At 45.9% G+C, this 19,819-nt stretch carries 5 protein-coding genes; all 5 read right to left on the bottom strand.

Annotated elements, in window-relative coordinates:
- Positions 1 to 47: 47 nt before the first annotated feature.
- The 5 genes from JJQ94_RS05965 to JJQ94_RS05945 all read right to left on the bottom strand — a co-directional run bounded on the left by JJQ94_RS05965 (position 48) and on the right by JJQ94_RS05945 (position 19,750).
- Positions 48 to 2,129, bottom strand: a complete 2,082-nt coding sequence (locus JJQ94_RS05965; protein ID WP_099031318.1) for a TonB-dependent siderophore receptor — start codon at positions 2,127 to 2,129, stop codon at positions 48 to 50.
- A gap of 81 nt (positions 2,130 to 2,210) precedes the next feature.
- Positions 2,211 to 6,167, bottom strand: coding sequence for a non-ribosomal peptide synthetase (locus JJQ94_RS05960; RefSeq protein ID WP_236596550.1), 3,957 nt, complete (start codon positions 6,165 to 6,167; stop codon positions 2,211 to 2,213).
- A gap of 88 nt (positions 6,168 to 6,255) precedes the next feature.
- Complete coding sequence (locus JJQ94_RS05955) at positions 6,256 to 9,366, bottom strand: amino acid adenylation domain-containing protein (RefSeq protein ID WP_099031316.1); 3,111 nt, start codon at positions 9,364 to 9,366, stop codon at positions 6,256 to 6,258.
- Between the two features lie 15 nt (positions 9,367 to 9,381).
- Entirely contained in the window at positions 9,382 to 10,443 is a 1,062-nt protein-coding gene (locus JJQ94_RS05950) for a TauD/TfdA family dioxygenase (RefSeq protein ID WP_099031315.1), read from the bottom strand.
- A 226-nt stretch (positions 10,444 to 10,669) separates the two neighbouring features.
- Positions 10,670 to 19,750 (bottom strand): non-ribosomal peptide synthetase, encoded by a 9,081-nt coding sequence (locus tag JJQ94_RS05945; protein ID WP_099031314.1) that lies wholly within the window; start codon positions 19,748 to 19,750, stop codon positions 10,670 to 10,672.
- Positions 19,751 to 19,819 lie beyond the last annotated feature (69 nt).

Below are 19,819 nucleotides of genomic sequence, written 5' to 3'. Positions count from 1 at the left end.
CTCCTAAAAAGAGCAATTGGCTAAAACGCCAACTCTTCTCTCCCTGTTTAAAATCGATAGTCGACCGTTAAGCTCGCACTACGAGGATCGCCAGGAAACAACTGACTATAACTATAACCACCTGTCCAATGTACTTTGTCGAACACATTGTCAATCACCAAGGAAGCCTTCCAACGGTCCACCTGATAGTACACACCTGCGTTGTAGATCAGATAACTAGGCAATATTAACCCTGCAGAGGAGGTTGCTCGCTCCCCCACATAGCTCGCCCCGATCCCAAATGCCCAATTATCATCTAACTGATAACGTGACCATACAGTGGCCATATGTTTAGCTGCGCCCTCTTTGCGTTTGCCCACTTCACTATCATTCAAATCTTTGGTTACTTTCGCTGAGTTATAAGCATAATTGGCAATTACGGAAAGTTGTTCCGTGATTTGACCATTAAGATCGAACTCGAATCCACGCGCTTGCTCGGCACCACGCTGACGATACATATATCGGGCAAAATCGATTCTGGCTGATGCTTCAGCGTCATATAGCACGACATTTTCACGGGTTATTTGATAGATAGCTGTGGTTAATTGTAAATCATCGCTAAATAAACGCGCTTTAAAGCCGACCTCATATAATTCGCTATCTTGCGGTTTAAATGGGCCACCTTGTTCAGGGTTATTTGAGTATAGAGGAGGAGGCTCAAAACCCTGCATCCAACTCGCATAAAGGCTCTGAGTATCTGATAGCTTATACACAGCCCCCAATCGCGGTAGCAGTTGGCTATCTTTCGAGGAACCCCCGCCGGTATTATCTAGATCAAAACTTTCTTCACGTAAGCTCGCCAGTACCGACCATTGACCAAATACCATACGGTCTTGAATATAAATCCCTTCACTTTGCAGGTTACCACCAAACACGGGGCGCTGGGTTGCATTGTAGCTATCTGTATCTCGGCGCTTGTATTCAGGATTTAGAATATCGAACTGCATCGCGTCGTTGGCTACTCGCTGGCTGGATTCTCTAAATCTATCAATATAGTCATAGCCAATCACCACATTGTGTTCAATATCACCGAGGTAAAAGTTGCCATTTAGGTAACTGGAAAAGGAGTCTGATTGTGCTTCTGAAGCACGTTCAATGTAGCGCAAGTTGACGATAGAGTCTGAATTATCAGCATAATTTCCAATACCATGCTCGACTAAGTCTTGATCACTATTCTGATGCATATACTGCACAGCTAGCCACCAAGCATCGCTAAAACGATAGTCAACTGCTAAGCTGCTGATCAAGCTTTCTGTATCTAGCTTATCCCCAGGCTGTGTTGCCGAAACTTCAATCGGGATCGTGCCCAAACGCTGGCTACCACGGATATTCGGCTGCCCTCGTTCTAAGATCCCTTCACTGTCTGAATACACCAGTTCGAGGTTAAGCTTAAGCGTGTCACTGGGAATAAAAGTGACACTAGGTGACACTAATAACCCTTTATTAAATGCTTGGTTTCTAAAAGAATCAGAGTCCTCATAACCCACATTGAGTCGATACAGCACTGACTCCGATGAATTGATTGCACCTGTGGTGTCAAGTGCAACATACTTCTCTTGGTAACTCCCAACTCGAGCACTCAATTCATGACGACTAGTCGCTAAAGGCTTTTTGGTTACGGTATTGATTACACCACCTGGGCTGGCGTCACCAAAAATAGCTGAGGCAGGGCCTTTAACCACCTCTACTCGCTCAACATGTGCAATGGCGGTTTGTGACCAAAAATCATTATAAGTTCGCATACCATTGAGGCGGCGATCATCTTGACTACGAAAACCTCGGATGGTGATGTCGTTATACACTGAAAATTCGCTCGCTCCGCTGACAAAAGGCGTCACGTCGTTTAGCCGCATCAATCCTTGTTGCTTGATTAGTTCTTTTGTCACAGCGCTAATTGACTGCGGAAGGTCTAAAATATCAGCTGCCGTCTTTGTCGCTGAATACGTGTAGGTGGCAAAGTTTTTTTCCGAATCCCGCCCCAACACTTCGATCACTTCAATGTCTTCATTTGCCACTGATTGCTCCGCAGACCAAACTGGTGCTGCGATACAGCTGACTAGTATAAGCACTCGCTTACCTACAAATTGCATGGTAATAATCTCCCTTTTACATTAACCACGGGTTAATTACCTGCAATAGTAACGAAAACAGTTATCATTTACAATTTGATTTTATTCAACGCTTATTACTTTTTGTACAGTTTCAATGACACTGGGGTGCGAAATAATCTGCATATGATCAGCATCAACATAATCCGAGTGCTGAATATCCAGACGCTGGCAAAATCGTTTTACAACTCCCACATCACGCTCGTTACTCCACACGGTGTAATAGTCAACACCATCACCTTGCCGATAGTTAAGAGCATGACGACCAGCACAGCGCAATAAGTAAGTCTGCTCTAAGGTTTGCACTATTTCGGTGGTAGGCATAGCTGCAACACTTTCTTCAAGCACATCAATATGCTCTAGAAGAAAACGCGTGATATCATCAGCTCTTTCTGCCGCTGAACCTCCATCAGACCAAGGAAACTGAGCAACCGCTTGATAAAACTCAGCTTCAGAGTTTGGAGCAGCGATGCTCTCTGAGAGTCTTGTTAAAATATAATCACGCCAACTTTCTGGTTGGGTATTGGTTGGTTCGAACGGGTCCCAGCTATCAATTAAAAGCACACTGTTTACGCGTGTATTTCTCCCCGTTAGCACTTCAGCCAACTGCAATGCTATCGCTCCCCCCAAAGACCAGCCAAGTACATAAATATTCTGATACTGGCTAAGCTCTCCGAGCTGATCCGCATAGCGATGCGCCAACGTACTAAAATCATCCTGTTGTGATAACTCAAGATCAGGGGTAATACCAATACAGCGAATATATTCAGGTAACGCCATAGCAAGGGGTCTATATGACATAGTAAAACCGCGACCATCATGAAGACATATCAGCAAATCGCTATATGACTTCGATGATGCAGATTCAGGTAAAATGTCACAAATATTAGATTGTTTGGAAAGCGCAATTTGCTGAGCCAAATCACGCAAGTTATCTGCTTGCCAAATAGCTTGTGCGAGTAAGGGCTCTGGTCGAGCTAATTTTTGCCATTGATGCACCATACGTAACGCATGAATGGAGTTTCCACCCAACGCAAAGAAGTTATCTTCTCGATATACTTGGTTAACCTGCAGCACTTGCTGCCATACTCTAGCCAGCGCTTGTTCAAGATGACCTTGAGGTTGCGTTCCCTGACGGCTTTCCTGCAACGGTTTAGGTAATGCTTTTCTATCCACCTTGCCACTGTGATTAAGCGGTAACGCTTCTAACAAGATGATTTGTTCTGGCACCATATAACTGGGTAACAAATCACTGACAGCTGCTGTTATTTGGCCGCGACTTAACGTCTGCGTGCAAACATAAGCAACAAGTCGTTTATTATTATCATCACCATGCGCTACCACTACCGCTTGATTGACTCCTTCCACCCTTAACAACTGGCTTTCAATTTCCCCCGTTTCTATACGGTGCCCACGGATCTTCACTTGATGATCTGTCCGCCCAAGAAAGCGCAGCTCGTTGCGTTCGTTACGCTCAACCAAATCTCCCGTGCGATAGAGTCGCTCACCTACACTAGAAAAAGGATTCGCAATAAATCGCTGTGCAGTCGACGCCGGTTGCTCCATGTAACCTCGCGCTAACCCTGCACCACCAATGTATAGTTCTCCGGCAACCCCCGTGGGGCATACATTAAGGTAGCTATCTAAAACATATAACTGTGTATTACGAATTGGGAAGCCAAGGTGAATATTATCCTGTACCCGATGGCATGAAGACCACACCGTGGTTTCAGTAGGACCATACATGTTATAAAGCACAACCTGCTTGGCTTTTAATGCTTGAGCCAACACTGGAGGTAATGCTTCTCCACCGCATAACCCGACGACAGGATGTGAAAGCAGTGATTTAGCCAGTAGCCCCTGCCATCCCGCGGGAGTGGCTTGAATATGACTAACTCCCTCCAAGTCACATGCTTTCAAACTGAATACAGAATCTGCAATCCTAACTTGTGCACCGCAAACCAATGGCAGATATAACTCTAAGCCCGAAATATCAAAACCAAGCGCAGTTAAAGCCAACCATTTTGAATCTTGAGTGAGCGAAAATTGGGATTTCATTGCTAAGATAAAATTAACCAGATTGCCGTGGGTAATTGCGACCCCCTTCGGCTGCCCCGTGGAGCCTGAGGTGTATAAAATATAAGCAAGCTGCTGGGCACAAACCTGCAGTGACGCCTTATGGTCTTGATATCGTGTTCGATTCACTTTTGCAATCGACCAAACCGGTAATCCACTTGGGTTAAATATATCTTCCAAGTTAGTCACGATAGCCCTTGCGGCACTCGATGCAAAGATTAATTGTTGCCGCTGATGAGGCATATTGGGATCAACGGGGACATAGACCACACCTGCCTGCATACATCCAAGCAGCACGACTACCATATCTACCTGGCGCGAAACGACCACCGCCACTCTATCCTCGGATTGCACACCTTGTTCGATAAGGAAGTTTGCAAAATTGCCACTTAATTGCAATAGCATTTCGTAATTCAGCTTGGCACCACTGTCATCTTGCAATGCAACTGCAGCCAAAGGGATTTGCTGCCTTTTAATCAATTCGACGACTGTAGCCGCTTCGTTAGTTTGTCGTGATGCACACAATGTAAGGTCTGGTTGATAGACAACTATGTCATTAATGACCGCTTCAGGCTTGCTGATCAATGCATCCAGTAAGTTCAGGTAACAGGTTAAGAGCTGATCTAATAAAGCCGCGCGATATATAGCACCATCAGCTTCGAAGTAAAGCTCGATAGTCCCATCTTGCACGCTCACGTCCAATGATAATTCAAACTTAGCAACCTGACTCTCAACATTTATTGGGCGTAGTGCCACCGCCATGTCATTGCTTGGAACAGTGTCGCTTTGTAAGTAATTAAACAGAACTTGAAAGTGCGGATGCCTATCCGCTAATACTGGCCAATCTAATTGTTCTGCAAGCCACTCAAACGGAACTTGATCTTCGTTTATCAACCTTAGGGTATGGCGCTGATTTTGGTTGACGGCATCTATGAATGTCACTCCCTCACGAACTTCATTTTTATAGAGCTGCGTATTCATAAAACAACCCACTACATCAGCGAGTTCAGGCAGATTTCGAGCAGCGGTTGGCGAACCAATCAAAAAGTCTTGCGTGCTGCTAAAACGGCTTAATGTTGCTTGCAATAAAGTCATAAAAACGGCCGCTGAAGTACAGCCATGACGCTGACAAAAAGTATTAGCCTGCTGGACTTGCAGCTCAGATAGCCGATGGCTGAGTATTACCGGGAAAGAGGAAAACGTTGTCGTTGACTCCTTGCTCGGCAAGGTGATCGGCTGAGGCTGCTGTTTGATATACTCCCGCCAATAAGTCAGCGTTTCATTGGCACTGTCATGAGCAAGGTATTCACTTTGCCACATTGCATAATCTAAGTAACGGCAACTTGGTTTGACCAATGCTTTTCCCTGATATGCCGCTAATAAATCTTTTAATATCAGTGTTTTTGACCACGCATCACTGACAATATGGTGATTCCGTAATAATAAATACCCACCTTGTGCCGTATTCACCCAAGCGGCTTTTAAAAGTGGTACCTGACTTAAATTAAACGGCACATTACACCATGACTTCACAGCAGCTTGTTCAAGGAGTGATTGGCTATCTAATATTGAGTCTATATCAATAATGGTGAGCGGCACCTTACATGCTGAGGCGACGACCTGAGTTGCTGTGCCATCGAACTGATAATAAGTACGAAAGATCTCATGACATTCGACTAGTGCGTCTAATGCTGATTGCAACCGAGTAAGATCCAATGCAATAGGCGCATGATATGTACGTAATACGTCGTAAGCATTACTTTGTGGGTCTATTTGCTGGAGCAGCCATAAGCGTTTTTGTTGCAATGAAAGTACACCTGAAACACTCTTTGTTGCAACAACCCCTGTCACTTCATCCTCTACCTCAGGTTCATTCCATAACTGCGCCAACAGGTCCAAATCAAGTCCATCTACCAATTCATCCGCTAACTCATTATTTGACATACACATACTCATAAAAATAAAAGTGGGAGCCGCTGGCTCCCACTTCATAGTCTAAAGATCATCGAAAGCTACGCCTTCACTTTGATATCTATGTGGCTTTCAGACCCATTTTTTCACGCAATGCTGCTTGCTGCTCAGGGGTCAGCGTTGCCAGTTTGATTTGCGTCAATGCTAATTTCTCCAATCTAGACGGATCGCCACTTAAGTTATTTAGTGCTTGCGCCAAAGATTGAATACTTGGATTGTCAAAGACAACACCAGGCTCAACGTTGAGTAATAGTAATTTCTTTATCCGCGTCGCAAACTTGATGGCTGATAGCGAATGCCCACCTAAATCAAAGAAACTCGCATCACAGCTGACTCGCTCTACCTCTAAAATCTTCGCCAGTGTTGACGCCAGCAAGGTTTCCAACTGACTATTCGGGGCTACATAGGTAGACAGTGTAAGATCGGCAATCTTAGGTAGACCTTGGCGGTCCACTTTACCGTTAGCCAGTAAAGGCAGCTCAGCTATGCTGACAAGGAATGCCGGTACCATTGCATCAGGCAACACGTCACGTAGCTGCATTTGCAGCGCTAAATTGTCTTGTCCTGTAAGCAGCTCAGCCGCAGTTGCTTGTCTATCCAAATACTGAGTAAGGAAGGCAACCAATACAGCCTCGTTGCCATAATGTTGTACAGCAACAAAGCAATCGATACTTTCCAAGTGCTGAGAAATTGACTGTGCCACCTCGTTAGGTTCCACCCTGAATCCACGGATCTGAACTTGGTCATCTTTACGACCAGATAAGCTAATGGATCCATCCGGTAGATAACGAGCGAGATCCCCGGTTCGATAGAGTCGCTCAGCCCATTGGCTGTTATTTACAAACGCATCATCGGACCCCACGTTAATATAGCCGGGAGACAATTGCTGACCAGCGATACAAAGTTCACCCTGCTCACCAGTAGCACACAGTGCATCTTGGGAGTCTAAGATAAAAATTTGAGTGCCAGAGAAAACATGACTTAATCTAGGTACAGCAGCATCAAAGCGCGCATTATTTTCGTATTGGTGTGACATCACACCGACCGTCGTTTCAGTTGGGCCGTAGTGATTAAATACCTGTGCCTGTGGGGCAAGTCTATGCACTTTTTGGATCAACGCAGGTTTTGCCGCTTCCCCACCAAGGATCAATTTACTTGGAAGACGCGCCGGTACGACTTCTAGTAACGCTTGCAAGTGAGAAGGTACTATTTTTACGCAATCAACGTCTTGATCTGCCACAAAGCGACCAAATGCCTCACCATCAAGCATTTCTTGCTCATTCGCTACAACTAAACTTGCACCGTTGTAAAACGCATTAAACAAAGTTGTATTGCCAATATCAGCCGCTACGGTCGACGTTAAGCCAAAGCGTTGATTCTCTTTTAAGTCTAAAGCATGGGATGAGGCCGCACAGTACTGCGCAAGTTGTCGGTGTGCAATCGCCACGCCTTTTGGTACCCCCGTCGAACCCGACGTGAATAGCACATAGGCGGTGTTATCCAAGCTTAATTCTGGCAAGACACCCGCATCAAGCTCGAGTTTTTGTGCATCAAGTAACCACTGCTCAATATTTTGCTCATTAATATGAAGTGTGGCACTAGCAGCTTCCAGTACACGCTGCTTACGCGCTTCTGGCCAACTCGGATCGATAGGGCAATATGCTGCACCTGATCGCATCACGGCCAACAGCGCAACGACCTGCTGCCAACCTCTAGGCAGTGATAACAGCACAGTATCACCTTGTTTTATACCTTGAGCTTGTAATGTTTGAGCCAATTTATTAACTAAAGTCACTAGCTGGTTATAGCTCAGAGCATGCGCGCCATCGACCAAAGCTACATGCTCACTTTTAGCATCAGCAAAATAATCAAGCTGTTCAAAGATATGAGAGGCTGTTACCCCTTTATCGGCATTCAATTCAACAAAACGCTGCTGCTCTAATGGCGTTACTAATGAAATTTCACTCACTGGAGTAGCCAACTTTTGCGGTGCCTGAGCGAGTAAATACACAAATTGCTCCAATAACAAGGTAGCAGCTTGATGAGAATACGCAGCACTATTAAATTGCAACCTAACGCGGTCATCAGCAATGGTTAAACTCAACTCAGCATTATCAGCCGTCACTGCTGTGGCTTCAACACTCGCAAGTGTAGAAGCGAACTGAGTCATCATGCTACTTGTTGCTAAGCCCTCAGGGCTTTCAAAACACTCAGCCCACTCATTATGTTGTTCTAGCGTGAAAGCAAACTGACCTATCCATTCCTTCAATACTTGCATCGCAGCTGCAGGTACTTGAACGGGTAGTGCTTGGGTATAAACCCCAAGCGCATCAGCCAAGTCTTCACTCATTCTGCGAGGATCATAGCCAATACTAGTGACAAAGCTTTGCCCCGAAATACGTGCTAATAACAACCACCAAAGTGACAAATAAACACTTTCGGCTTCGACTTCTAACTGTTGTGCCAGCGCTGCAATGCCGTCAGTAACCGCTTGTGATAAGTCATCATCAACGCATTGCAAGCTCTGTAATGTACCTTGCTCAGGGGCCTTATGATAAGGCAACGCAAAGTGATCTTTTGCCATGCTAAGTTGACTAATATATTGCTGCCAATAAGCTTTACCCTGAAGTGATTCTTCACTGCTGGTCAGCTCTTTAAGCCAAGCGAGAAAATCTGGGTATTGAACACTCTCCTCACGCTCAACGTTCGGCGATAGCAATCTTTGCGCAATGTTTTCAGTACTCGCAAGATCAACACATAGCGCATGCGTGCGCACCAAAAGGTAAACCTCGTCTTGATGAGCGACTCTTATTACTTGTAGATTCTGACCCGATGCGGGGTTTAACGACAGCGGATATAAACTATCTAATGTTGCTAAGTTGATGCTGGTGCTCGACTCTAGCGTCACTGACTCAACCACTGGTTTGGCGGCCTCTTGAGGTAACTGCCTTAACCCACGAAAGCCTGGGACTTCGGCAAATGCAAAACTTAGTACAATATTGCCATCGATTATTTCGTTTAATCTTGCCTGTAGCTGCTCAGCGCTATACTGAGGATCCAGCCGTGAAAGCGTACTATTAAAAGCCAGTGGCTCTAATGAATTACCTTGGTTTTGCTGCTGCGCACTCAGTGAAATACCTTGTGGATAAGCAGAGATATATTCTTGGATCATAAGATACACTACCTTTTACTGTACGTTATTTGCGTGTTGTAACTCTTGTTGCGTATAGATGTCCCCCATCGCAACAACGATTTTTCGTGGACCCTCGAATGGATCTCTTGCGTGTGCAGCAAGCATATTATCTAGCATCACTACATCTCCTTGTTGCCAGTCAAAGCGAACAGCACAGGTTTCGTATGCGGCACCAATAATCGCCATTTCTTCCTCACTAATCGCACTTCCATCACCAAAGTAGACATGCCTAGGTAATCTTTGCTCACCTACCAGTTCAATAAGGCTTTCTTTAACCTCTGGCTCCAAACAGGCGATATGATGCAATTGAACTTGGTTAAAGAACGACCTTTCTTTCGTAAGCGGATGGACTATTACCCCATGGGTTTTAGTTTTAGTTTGTAAGCCATCGTTTTCTAACCAGCTGTATTCAATACCTGCTGCACGGAGTCGCTCTTCCACTTCTGCTTTGCTATTGGTCTTATAAAAATGCTGCCAACTTACATCCACACTTTTGTGGAAATTGCGAAGATAGAGCAGGCCTTTTTCTTCAATTTTCTTAACCAACTCACTTGGCAACACAGATAACATGCGACGACAATCGACAATCGGGGTTGTACCGCCAACAGGAGAAGGTAGTTCACAAAAAAACCACTGTTTACGAGGCCACTGCTCTAAGTGAGAGCTCTCATTGTGATAAAGGATCATTTTGTTTTCAGGATAGGGTGTTGATTTATACGTCTTCTTGCCGCCCTCTTTTTTAGGCAGATCACCATAATTACCATAAAGCCCAGGCTGAATCGCACTTGCAAACTGCTCGAACTCCTGCGGTGTTTTTAGGCCAAAGCCGCGAAAGACTAACCCTGAATATTTCAGCAAGTTAGTTTCTATAAAGTCTCGATTTGCTTCAGCCCAAATGTACGGGTCCAAATCTTTGCTGGTTGGCTGGATCACCGCAGGAAACCCTTCAGCTCCTGGGAAAAATGTCGTAGAAGTTGCAGCCTGAGTAGCGCTAGCTGCGGGTTTTACCCCTTTTTTAAGTGATGAAAATTTACCTTTTCGCACAGTGGACGTCATCGTTTTCTCCTGTCATAGACTCATACCAATCCGCGGTAATGAACTATCGGACCTCCAATAGAACATCGCCCTGCTACCTTGAGTTGGTCTGCTTAGCGATATGACGTAAGACAAATTATTTTCTTTACTACAAAGTAGAAGATTTACTTGATTTGAATCAAAAATGAGGTGCATCTCGCACCTCATTTTTATACAGATAGTTAAACCAGTTATGATATGGAGTTCGCTACTTCTTTAACTTTGCAAACTTCGTTGATTTAAACTTATTCTGACTCGCCTGTTTGCTAATTTGCGGTCTGAACGTCGCTAAGCTTAGTGCGGGCTGTTGCACTAACTGCCCAAGCAACGCTAACCATCTATCCAGTGCAACTTGCATTTTATCTCGTCGATATAGTCCGCTCTTGTAATAACAACGACCTTGATAAGCGCTCTTTTGAGCATCAATAAAGATTGCTGAGTCAAACTTGCTCGATGTATCTGTAGAGGAGAGCCCTTCCATATTGAGCCCTTCAATTGGCCAATCCGGCTTTGGCGTATTTTGCATTACAAAAAGCTGTTGGAATAATGGCGACAACCCCGCAGTTCTTTGTACTCCGACCTCATTAATCACGCCATCTAAGGTAAACAACTGATTGCTTTGTACATCGAGTAAGGTGTGTTGAACATGCGCACACAGCTCAGCAAAGCCCATAGCGCCAGTAAGGCGGATACGCAATGGAAGTACCCTAATAAAATACCCGATCAAAGGTTCTAGGTCGGCATGTTCTCGTCCCGACAGATCAGTGCCTAGCACTAAATCTTGCTGCCCAGTTATTTCATACAACCACGCCGCGTAGCTTGCCAGTAGTACACTAAAGACAGAACACTGCTGATGTTGCGCCAACTGCTCGATGGCTTGGCGTACCTCAGCCACGATGGTAAAGTCGATGACTTCACCTTTTGTATCACTATTTTCAGGACGCGGTGAATGCAGTGGGATCAGGGTTTGCATAGGTGCATCGGCCAATTGAGTACGCCAATACTGAGCAACCTCGCGCGCCTCATCACTTACCAAGCGCAGCTGCTGCCACTTAGCATAATCACTATATTGAACTTGCAGCGCGGGTAAAACGGCTTCGCGTTTCTCAACCTGTGCCAAATAAAACTCACCAACCTGCTGCACCAGGTTACCCATAGACCACCCATCACTGACGATGTGATGCATATTAATGGTTAACTGATAGTGTTTATCCGCAATCTCGACCAGCAACACTCTTAGTAAAACATCTTGTGCTAAATCAAACGGTGTGCGCTCGAAGTGTTGACGCAACTCGGTCGCCTCTTGCGTATTTTGCTCTAAGCTATCAGTCAGTTTCACGAACTGCCAATTCAGTTCATTTTCCTCACTGTAAAGCGCAACCACATCTCCTTCTAACTCAATAAAGCGATAACTGAACGTACGATGCCACGCCAGTAACAGAGTAAATGCTTGCTGCAGACTTACCACGTCAAGCTCACCAAAGAGATTCACACTCGTAGTGATGTTATAAGCCGCTTTATCTTTTTCTTCACTTAATTTGTCCGTGATCCAGAGACTACGCTGCTCCGCCGATACGGGCACTTGCTGCTCGAAAGGCAGTGCTTGTAGTGCAACCGCTTCAGCTTCCCTATTCGCTTGATGCTGCTCAGCGATATATTGTGCCAACGCAGTAAATTCACTGTGCTCAAAGATTTCCCTGACCCCTAGATTCAATCCAAATGTTTGATTGATTTGCGAGGTCAACCTCATAGCTAGAATAGAATCCCCACCCGCATGGAAAAATTGGCTATGGAATGATGCTTCAACGCCTAATAGCGCCTGCCAAATCACCGCCAGTTGCTTTTCGTGAGTGTTCATTGCATGGCTTTCAGTTTGGCTTGCTTGCCGTGAGGGCTGAGGTAACGCTTTTACATCTACTTTTCCGTTTATAGTCAACGGAAATTGGGCCAATGCAAACCAATGAGCCGGTTGCATATAATCAGGTAACCTCTGCTGAGCTTGTGTTTGCAGCGCATTGAGATCCAGATCCTCTCCTATCACATAAGCAACTAGCTGTGCCCCTTGCTGAGTTTCTTGCAGACGGACCAGTGCACTATTTACGCTAGGTATTGCCGTGATCTGCTTTTCGATTTCAGCCAATTCAATTCGATAACCGCGTACTTTAACTTGTTGATCCGCACGCCCGTGATAAACAAGTTCGCCTTGCTTGCCCCAACGCACCAGATCACCTGTACGATATAAGCGCTCGCCTTTATCGCTAAATGGGTTTGCGATAAAGCGCTCTGCGGTTAAATCCGCTCTAGCAAAATAACCTTGTGCCAACGTACCTGCAATGTACAATTCACCAATTCCACCTTGCGGCGTAAGGTTAAGCTCTTCGCTCAACACGTAGGCATGACGCTCGCCAACGACTGAACCAATCGGCACATAAACGCTGTCGAGCAATGAAGTGTTATCGTCTTGCCAAATGGTCGGCGTGATCACTGTTTCTGTTGGCCCATAAGCATTGATAAATTGTGTGTGAGGTGCACGCTGACGCCATTGAAGTAGTTCTTGCACTGGCCAAGCCTCGCCACCCACAATGCACAAGCGAACCGCATCAAGATGCGGTAAGTGCTGTAAATAGGCGCGCGGTAAGTCGACGATATTGATCTGCTTGGCAGTGATGAGTTCACTACACTGCTCTGGTAATAGCGTTTTACCATTCACCATAGTGAGTTGGGCACCCATTAACAACGGCACAAAAACCTGCTCAAGCCCAGCATCAAAGCCCAATGAAGCAAATGCCAAAGCATGATCGGCGGCCTTGTATTGATAAGCATCGGCTATTGCCAAACAATGGCTCAATAGTGCAGCTCGTGTGACCGCAACCCCTTTTGGTTTGCCAGTAGAGCCTGAGGTAAACACCAGGTATGCCAATTGCTGTGGATGCTGAATAGATACTTCTCGCTTAGCGTGGCTCGCTAGGTTTATGATATTGCTAAGAGAAATTTGCTCAACAGCACAGTGCTCAAGCCCTTTCCCTTGATGTAGCACCAATCGCGGTTTACTCACTGCAAGGATATCATGCAGACGGGATTCTGGAGAGTCGGAATCAAGAGGGACGTATATTGCACCAAGCTGCCAAATGGCTAAGATACTTGCGAGCGTATCGAGTCCTGTCCTCATTAATAATGCAACACGATCTTCACGGTGGATCCCTTGGCGTTGGAGACCATCGGCTATCTTTTCGCTATGTGCCAACAGAGCCTGATAACTCAGTGACTGGTCTTCAAAGTGGATCCGTGCACTATGCTGATGTATCTCAGCTTGCTGGTATAAGCATTCAATAATATCGACTTTTTGTGTTTCCTGCCTGCTTCGGGGATCACCAAGTTCAAGTAATGCCTTTTCCTGCTCCGCACTCAATGCGGTTATATTGCCAAGCGGCTGCATCACCCCTTGCGCCAACTGCGAAATAATAAGTACAAAGCGCTCAAGTAAGTGCTTTGCCTCAACATTATTTAATGCTGCGAGTTGGTAGTGAAAAGCAATGTCGATGGTCTCTTGCTGTGAAATCGATACCGTCAGTGGGTAATCCGTCTCTTCGCGGCTAGCCACAAGCTCGAATTGCGTGGATCCCTTATCAGCTTGCTGAAGTGCCTCCGCTATCGGGTAGTTTTCAAAGACAACCAATGTATCAAATAATCCATTTGGGCAGTCCAATCCTCCTTCTCTTGCCCATTTTTGAACATCACTTAAGGGAGTATATTCATGCTCACGTGCAGCCATGCCTTGGCGTTGTAGCTGCTGCAACCATTGTCCAACGGGCAATTCTGGCTCCAGCGTTACTATGGTCGGCAACGTATTGATAAACAAACCGAGCATGCTATCACTTTGGGGAAGCTGCGGTGGTCGCCCTGAGGTCACCGAGCCAAAACAGACGGCATTGCGTCCGAGAGCGGTTTTCAATACCAATGACCATGCGGCTTGGATCAACGTGTTTACCGTGATCTGCTGGCGACGACAAAAAGACAGGAGGGTTTCGGTCCGTGTGGAGTCAATAATCCTGCTTGTTTGACCGGCTTGGTTTTCTGCTACATGCGATTTTTCCGCTTGATTGAACAGCGAGCAAGGCTCACTCAATAGTTGTAACTGCTGTTGCCAATAACGGCTATTCTGCACTTGGTCTTGTGCTTGTAAAAACGCAATATAACTGTCGTACTGACCAGTTACAGCCGTCAGCGCTTGTCCTTGATAGGCACTAAGTAGTTCGCCCATCATTCGAGAAGCACTCCAGCCGTCAGTGAATAAATGGTGATTGGTCCAAATAACTCTGTATTGCGTGGCATTGAGTCGAACGATAACCACACGGTTAAAGCCAATGTCTTTCTCTAAATTAAAGCCTGATGCCACTTGCTGCTTTGCCAACTGACCGAGTTCAGCCTGTACATCTCGGCTTTTCATAGACCAATCAAGTACCGTGATATCTGCCTGATGCGATGTAACAACATATTGATGTGGCGGCGTGACCTGGGTGAGTAAGCCCGTTCTTAACGCATCATGGCGATCTGTCACTCGTTGCCAAGCAGCGCTAAATGCGTCTATATCTAAACCGGTTACAGCGAACTGCATTTGATTTATGTAAGCACTATTGTCACTGTACAAAGCGTGGAAAAGCATGCCTTCTTGCATCGCTGAAAGAGGATAAACTTTGCTGATTTTCTCAGCATCTAACTGACGTAATGTGTCGTCCGAGAGTTGCGCTAGTGGCACATCAGACCGACTTAGTTTTGCGGTTGCTGTTTCGCAGTGGCTTACCAACTCCTCCAAGCATTGCTGGAACAATCTCATAAAATCATTCACTGCGCCTGTGCTCAGTCGAGCCTCAACAAAACTTGCGCGGATCTGGAGCTGCCCTCCTAAGACCTGTGCTTGTATCGCCAGCTCACTCGTCACCTTTGCCAAGCCATTATGGCTTGCCCCTGTAGATTCAACAGCAGGTTGCCATATACCATCACTGGTAAAGTTATTGTCTAACTGACCTAAATAGTTAAATTCTATATCCGCAATTTCTGGCGAATGTGTAGGTGTGGTGGAATTGGCATACTTAAGTGCGCCATAGCCAATTCCTTTATTTGGGATCCTACGCAAAGCCTCTTTTATGCCAGTAATCGTGTCGAGCCAGTTGCCGTGGCGCGATAGTTTTAGCGGGAACATAGCGGTAAACCAACCCACAGTTCGACTCAAATCAATCTCTGATTGCCAAGGCTCTCGACCATGTCCTTCCAAATGGAGCACATATTCATCTTTTCCTAGCCAGCGATACACCGCCTCACTCAGCGCACTCAATAATAAGTCATTAACTTGAGTGCGATATGGCCGACTTGCTTGGGTCAGTAACTGTGTTGTGAGCTCTACAGAACATTGATGTTCTGCGGTTGCTACGTTGGCTTCAACTGCACTTGCGTCTGCATTCTTATATGGGAAAGGTAAAGGAGACGCGGTTTGCATATGCCAAAAATTAGCTTCATCAGCAAACGCTTCAGCATAGTGCTGTAGCGCTTCGGCCCACTTTTTCACACTGCTCGACTTGGCTGGTGGCTGCCAATCAGCAGAATTTAGCAACTGCTCATAGCCAGTTGCTAAATCATCCAACACAATGCGCCAAGACACGCCATCAATCACCAAGTGATGAACCACCAGCAAGACACGATAGCTGCCGTCGGCTACTGTCATCACTGCCGCACGCATCAAAGGCCCATCTTGAATATTCAAGCTTGCTTGTATTTCCTCTGCCAGCGGAGTGAGCTGTTCACACTCCACTTGATGCATTGTGAAAACCTGCGCCAGCATCGACTCGTGATAATCGCCAAAAGATTGTTGCCAATAACCTTGACTGTCCTTGCTAAATGTTAGCCTTAGGGCATCATGATGCTGAATGAGTCGGCCTATCACTTGCTGGAGTACATGCCAATCCAACGCTTGCTCCAAGCGCAACATGACCGCTTGGTTGTAATGATTTGGTGCATGCTCTCGCTGCTCAAAAAAGGCCTGCTGAATAGGCAAAAGTGGTGCATGCCCTTTAACTTCTTCCATGTCGCTCGGATTTGGCTCAGCCAACTTGACGGCAAGCGCCGCTATACTCGCTACGGTTTGCGCTTCAAATACATCTCCAGGTGAGACTTCCCAACCGGCTTGACGACACAAAGACACCATTTGTAAACAAATTATCGAGTCGCCACCGAGCGCAAAAAAGTTATCATCTCGGCCAATTTGCTCCAGATTAAATAATTTGCACCAGATTGCAGCGATCAATTGCTCAACCTCACCAACACAGGCCGTGATTTGCGTTTGCTCTTGGTGCTTGGGTGCAGGTAAAGCTGAACGATCCACTTTGCCATTGGCGTTCAGTGGCAGACTATCCATTAGTATAAATACTGCAGGAACCATGTATTCGGGTAGCGCCGCTCTGGTATCGGCTTGAATGTCTTGTGCCGTTCTATGTGAACAGAGATAAGCGAGTAACCTAGTTGTTCCTGCATGCTGCTGAGCGACAACAGCCACATCACTCACGCCTGCCATCGCACGTAATTTAAGCTCTACTTCTTCAATCTCGACTCGGAAACCACGGATTTTGACTTGGTTATCGACTCGGCCAATAAACTCAAGTTGCGCGTGTTCGTTCCATCTCACCAAATCTCCAGTGCGATATAAACGTTTGCCTGAATCACTAAATGGGTCGGCCACAAAGCTTGCTGCAGTTTGACCGGCTCGGTCAAAGTAACCCTGAGCCAGAATATCGCCTCCGATATAGAGTTCACCCGCTTGCCCTTGTGGTACTAAGTTTAGCTCTGTATCTAGTACATAGAGTTTACGCTCTGCAATGGCAGTACCAATAGGAACAGAGTCGATATGCGCAACATCGATCTCAGTACAATCAAAGATTGCGGCCTCCACCACAATTTCGGTGGGTCCATAGGTATTGACCAATTTTACGTCTGCCAAGCCTGCTTGTCGCCAAGCGCTGATTGCTTGTTTTGACATGGCTTCGCCACCGGAATGCACCTGTCGTAAAGCCGGTAAGCGCCAATTGTGCTTGGGCATTAAATAACACCAATCTTCAGCTACTTGGCGCCAATAAGCGGCACTTAAGTCCATAACACTGATGCGATGTTTACTGGCCTGCTCAAATAATTGTTGTGCATCCCACAAGCTATCGTCTCGAATAACCAGTGCAGCGCCAACCACCAAGGTTGGGAAGACCTGCTCAACAAAGGCATCAAAGTTCGCCGTCGCAAACTGTAAAACCACATCTTGTTGAGTAAGATTAATAAAATCACCTGCCGTAAATATATAACGGCTAAGCGCTCCATGTGCTACCGCCACCCCTTTCGCTTGACCCGTCGAGCCAGAGGTGTAGTTAAGATAAGCGATATGCTCGGGATGGACGTTAATTGCTAAGTCTTGTGTAAACCAACCCGATGTATCCGAGCAAACTAATGCATCTTCCGCTATCAAAGGAAGTGATGATAAGTGCAATTGCTCGCCCAATACCAAAACACAGCCGCTATCTTCTATCATGTGAGTTAGCTTATCTTCGGGCAGCTTAGCGTCCAGTGGTAAATAGGTCACTCCAGACTTAAAGCACGCCAGCAAGCTTGCTATTAAATAAGGGGACCTTGGCAGTGCAATACCCACAACCTCCCCAGCCTGCACTCCACAAGTTTGTAGTTGTGAGGCAATATAGTTAGCATGTGCTTCTAACCACTGATAATCAAAGTGATGATCTTGAAAAATCATTGCGGTATTTGTTGGCGTGGCAAGTGCCTGTTGGCGAATTAAGGTGTGCGTTAACTTCTCAACTTGAGCCAAGGTTTTACCCTTACTCGCGTTACTTTCAGGTAAATATGGGCGCTGATTTTCGTAGGCCACATCAATCCAATTGCCAATGGTCTCATTTTCATGTCCGAGCGCATGGGTAAGCAGCAAACAAAACTCTCGTTGTAATGTCTGTATATATTGGAGATCAAACTGCGCGAGATCGTACTCAATTTCACACGCTATATTGGCCTCGCTAGTTTGCACCGATAGCGCAATGGCAAACTTACTCTGTGTATTGCCCCCCACGACAGGTTCAAGCGAGAAATCAGCGAAATTGAGTTGTCCTTGTAACTGCGGTTGGCAATCAAACCCCACTTGAAAAAAACTACCTTGATACTGCTCAGCGCGATGCTCTGGTAACACCGACAACACATATTCAAACGGTACATCACTGTATTGCGTGCAAGTAAGTGCATGTCCTTGTATTCGTTTCACAACATCAATAAAAGATCGAGCAGCATGGGCCTCACAGCGATAGGCTTGCGTGGTAATAAAGCAGCCAACGATGTCTTGCACTTGCTCTTGCGAGCGACCCGCGTTGGGGACTCCAACAACAAATTGATCATTCCCTTGGTGGCGAGATAACAATAACTGCCATACCGCCAGCAAGGATGCAAACGGCGTGACCTGATTTCGTTTACAAAAATCATTAAGCTCCACACCTAACGGCGTATTGAGCGTAAATTGCTGACGCGCGCCTTCTGAGCTTAGCTTATTAGACGTGATACGCTGCTGGTGTAATTGCACTGGTTGTCGCGGGGCACTTAAATAATGCTGCCAAAACCCAATGGCAGGATGCGTGTCAGACAGTTCGCTGCGTTGCCAATGTGCAAAATCAAGGTAACGTAATGCAGGCTTAGACAAGGTAAGTCCCTGATAGGCGCTTTTTAGATCGGCCAAAATCAGGTTGTTAGACCAACCATCAGAAACGAGGTGATGATAACTTAATGCTAGAATTTGCAACTGATCGGCGCAACTGATGAGTTGAGCTTTGAGTTGCGGCACTTGTGTTAAATCGTTAGCTGTCATTAACCAAGTTTTTAATTCTTCGCTCGCCAGATAACTCGCTCTGCATTTATCACTACGAACTTGTTCTAACGAAAAAACAGCACTGTCTAGCTCAACTTGTGTTGGCTCATTACCATTTGCGATAAATTGCGTTCTAAATACACTGTGATTGGCAATCACAGCTTGTAAAGCCAACTCTAACTTGACGGCATCGACTTGACCATGAACTTCAAAAACGACAGGCATAAGATAACTTGTATTCGACTCATCTAATGCTTGCAGCGTCCAAAGCTGTTGCTGTAAATATGATAAGGGTGCGGTATGACCGGATAGATGAGGGATCCCTTCGCTGGCATCTTGCTCTAACAGTAAACTCAATATATCGCTATCAATATCCGCTAAAAAATCATCTTGCATATTTACACCATGCCTATCTTCAAAGTTGACACCGCGAGGCGGCCAAAGTATCAGTAAGACGGTATAGCG

Source organism: Pseudoalteromonas sp. GCY (assembly GCF_016695175.1).
Taxonomy (GTDB): domain Bacteria; phylum Pseudomonadota; class Gammaproteobacteria; order Enterobacterales; family Alteromonadaceae; genus Pseudoalteromonas.
The sequence above is the reverse complement of the archived record's forward strand: the minus strand, read 5'-3'. Positions and strand labels throughout refer to the sequence as shown.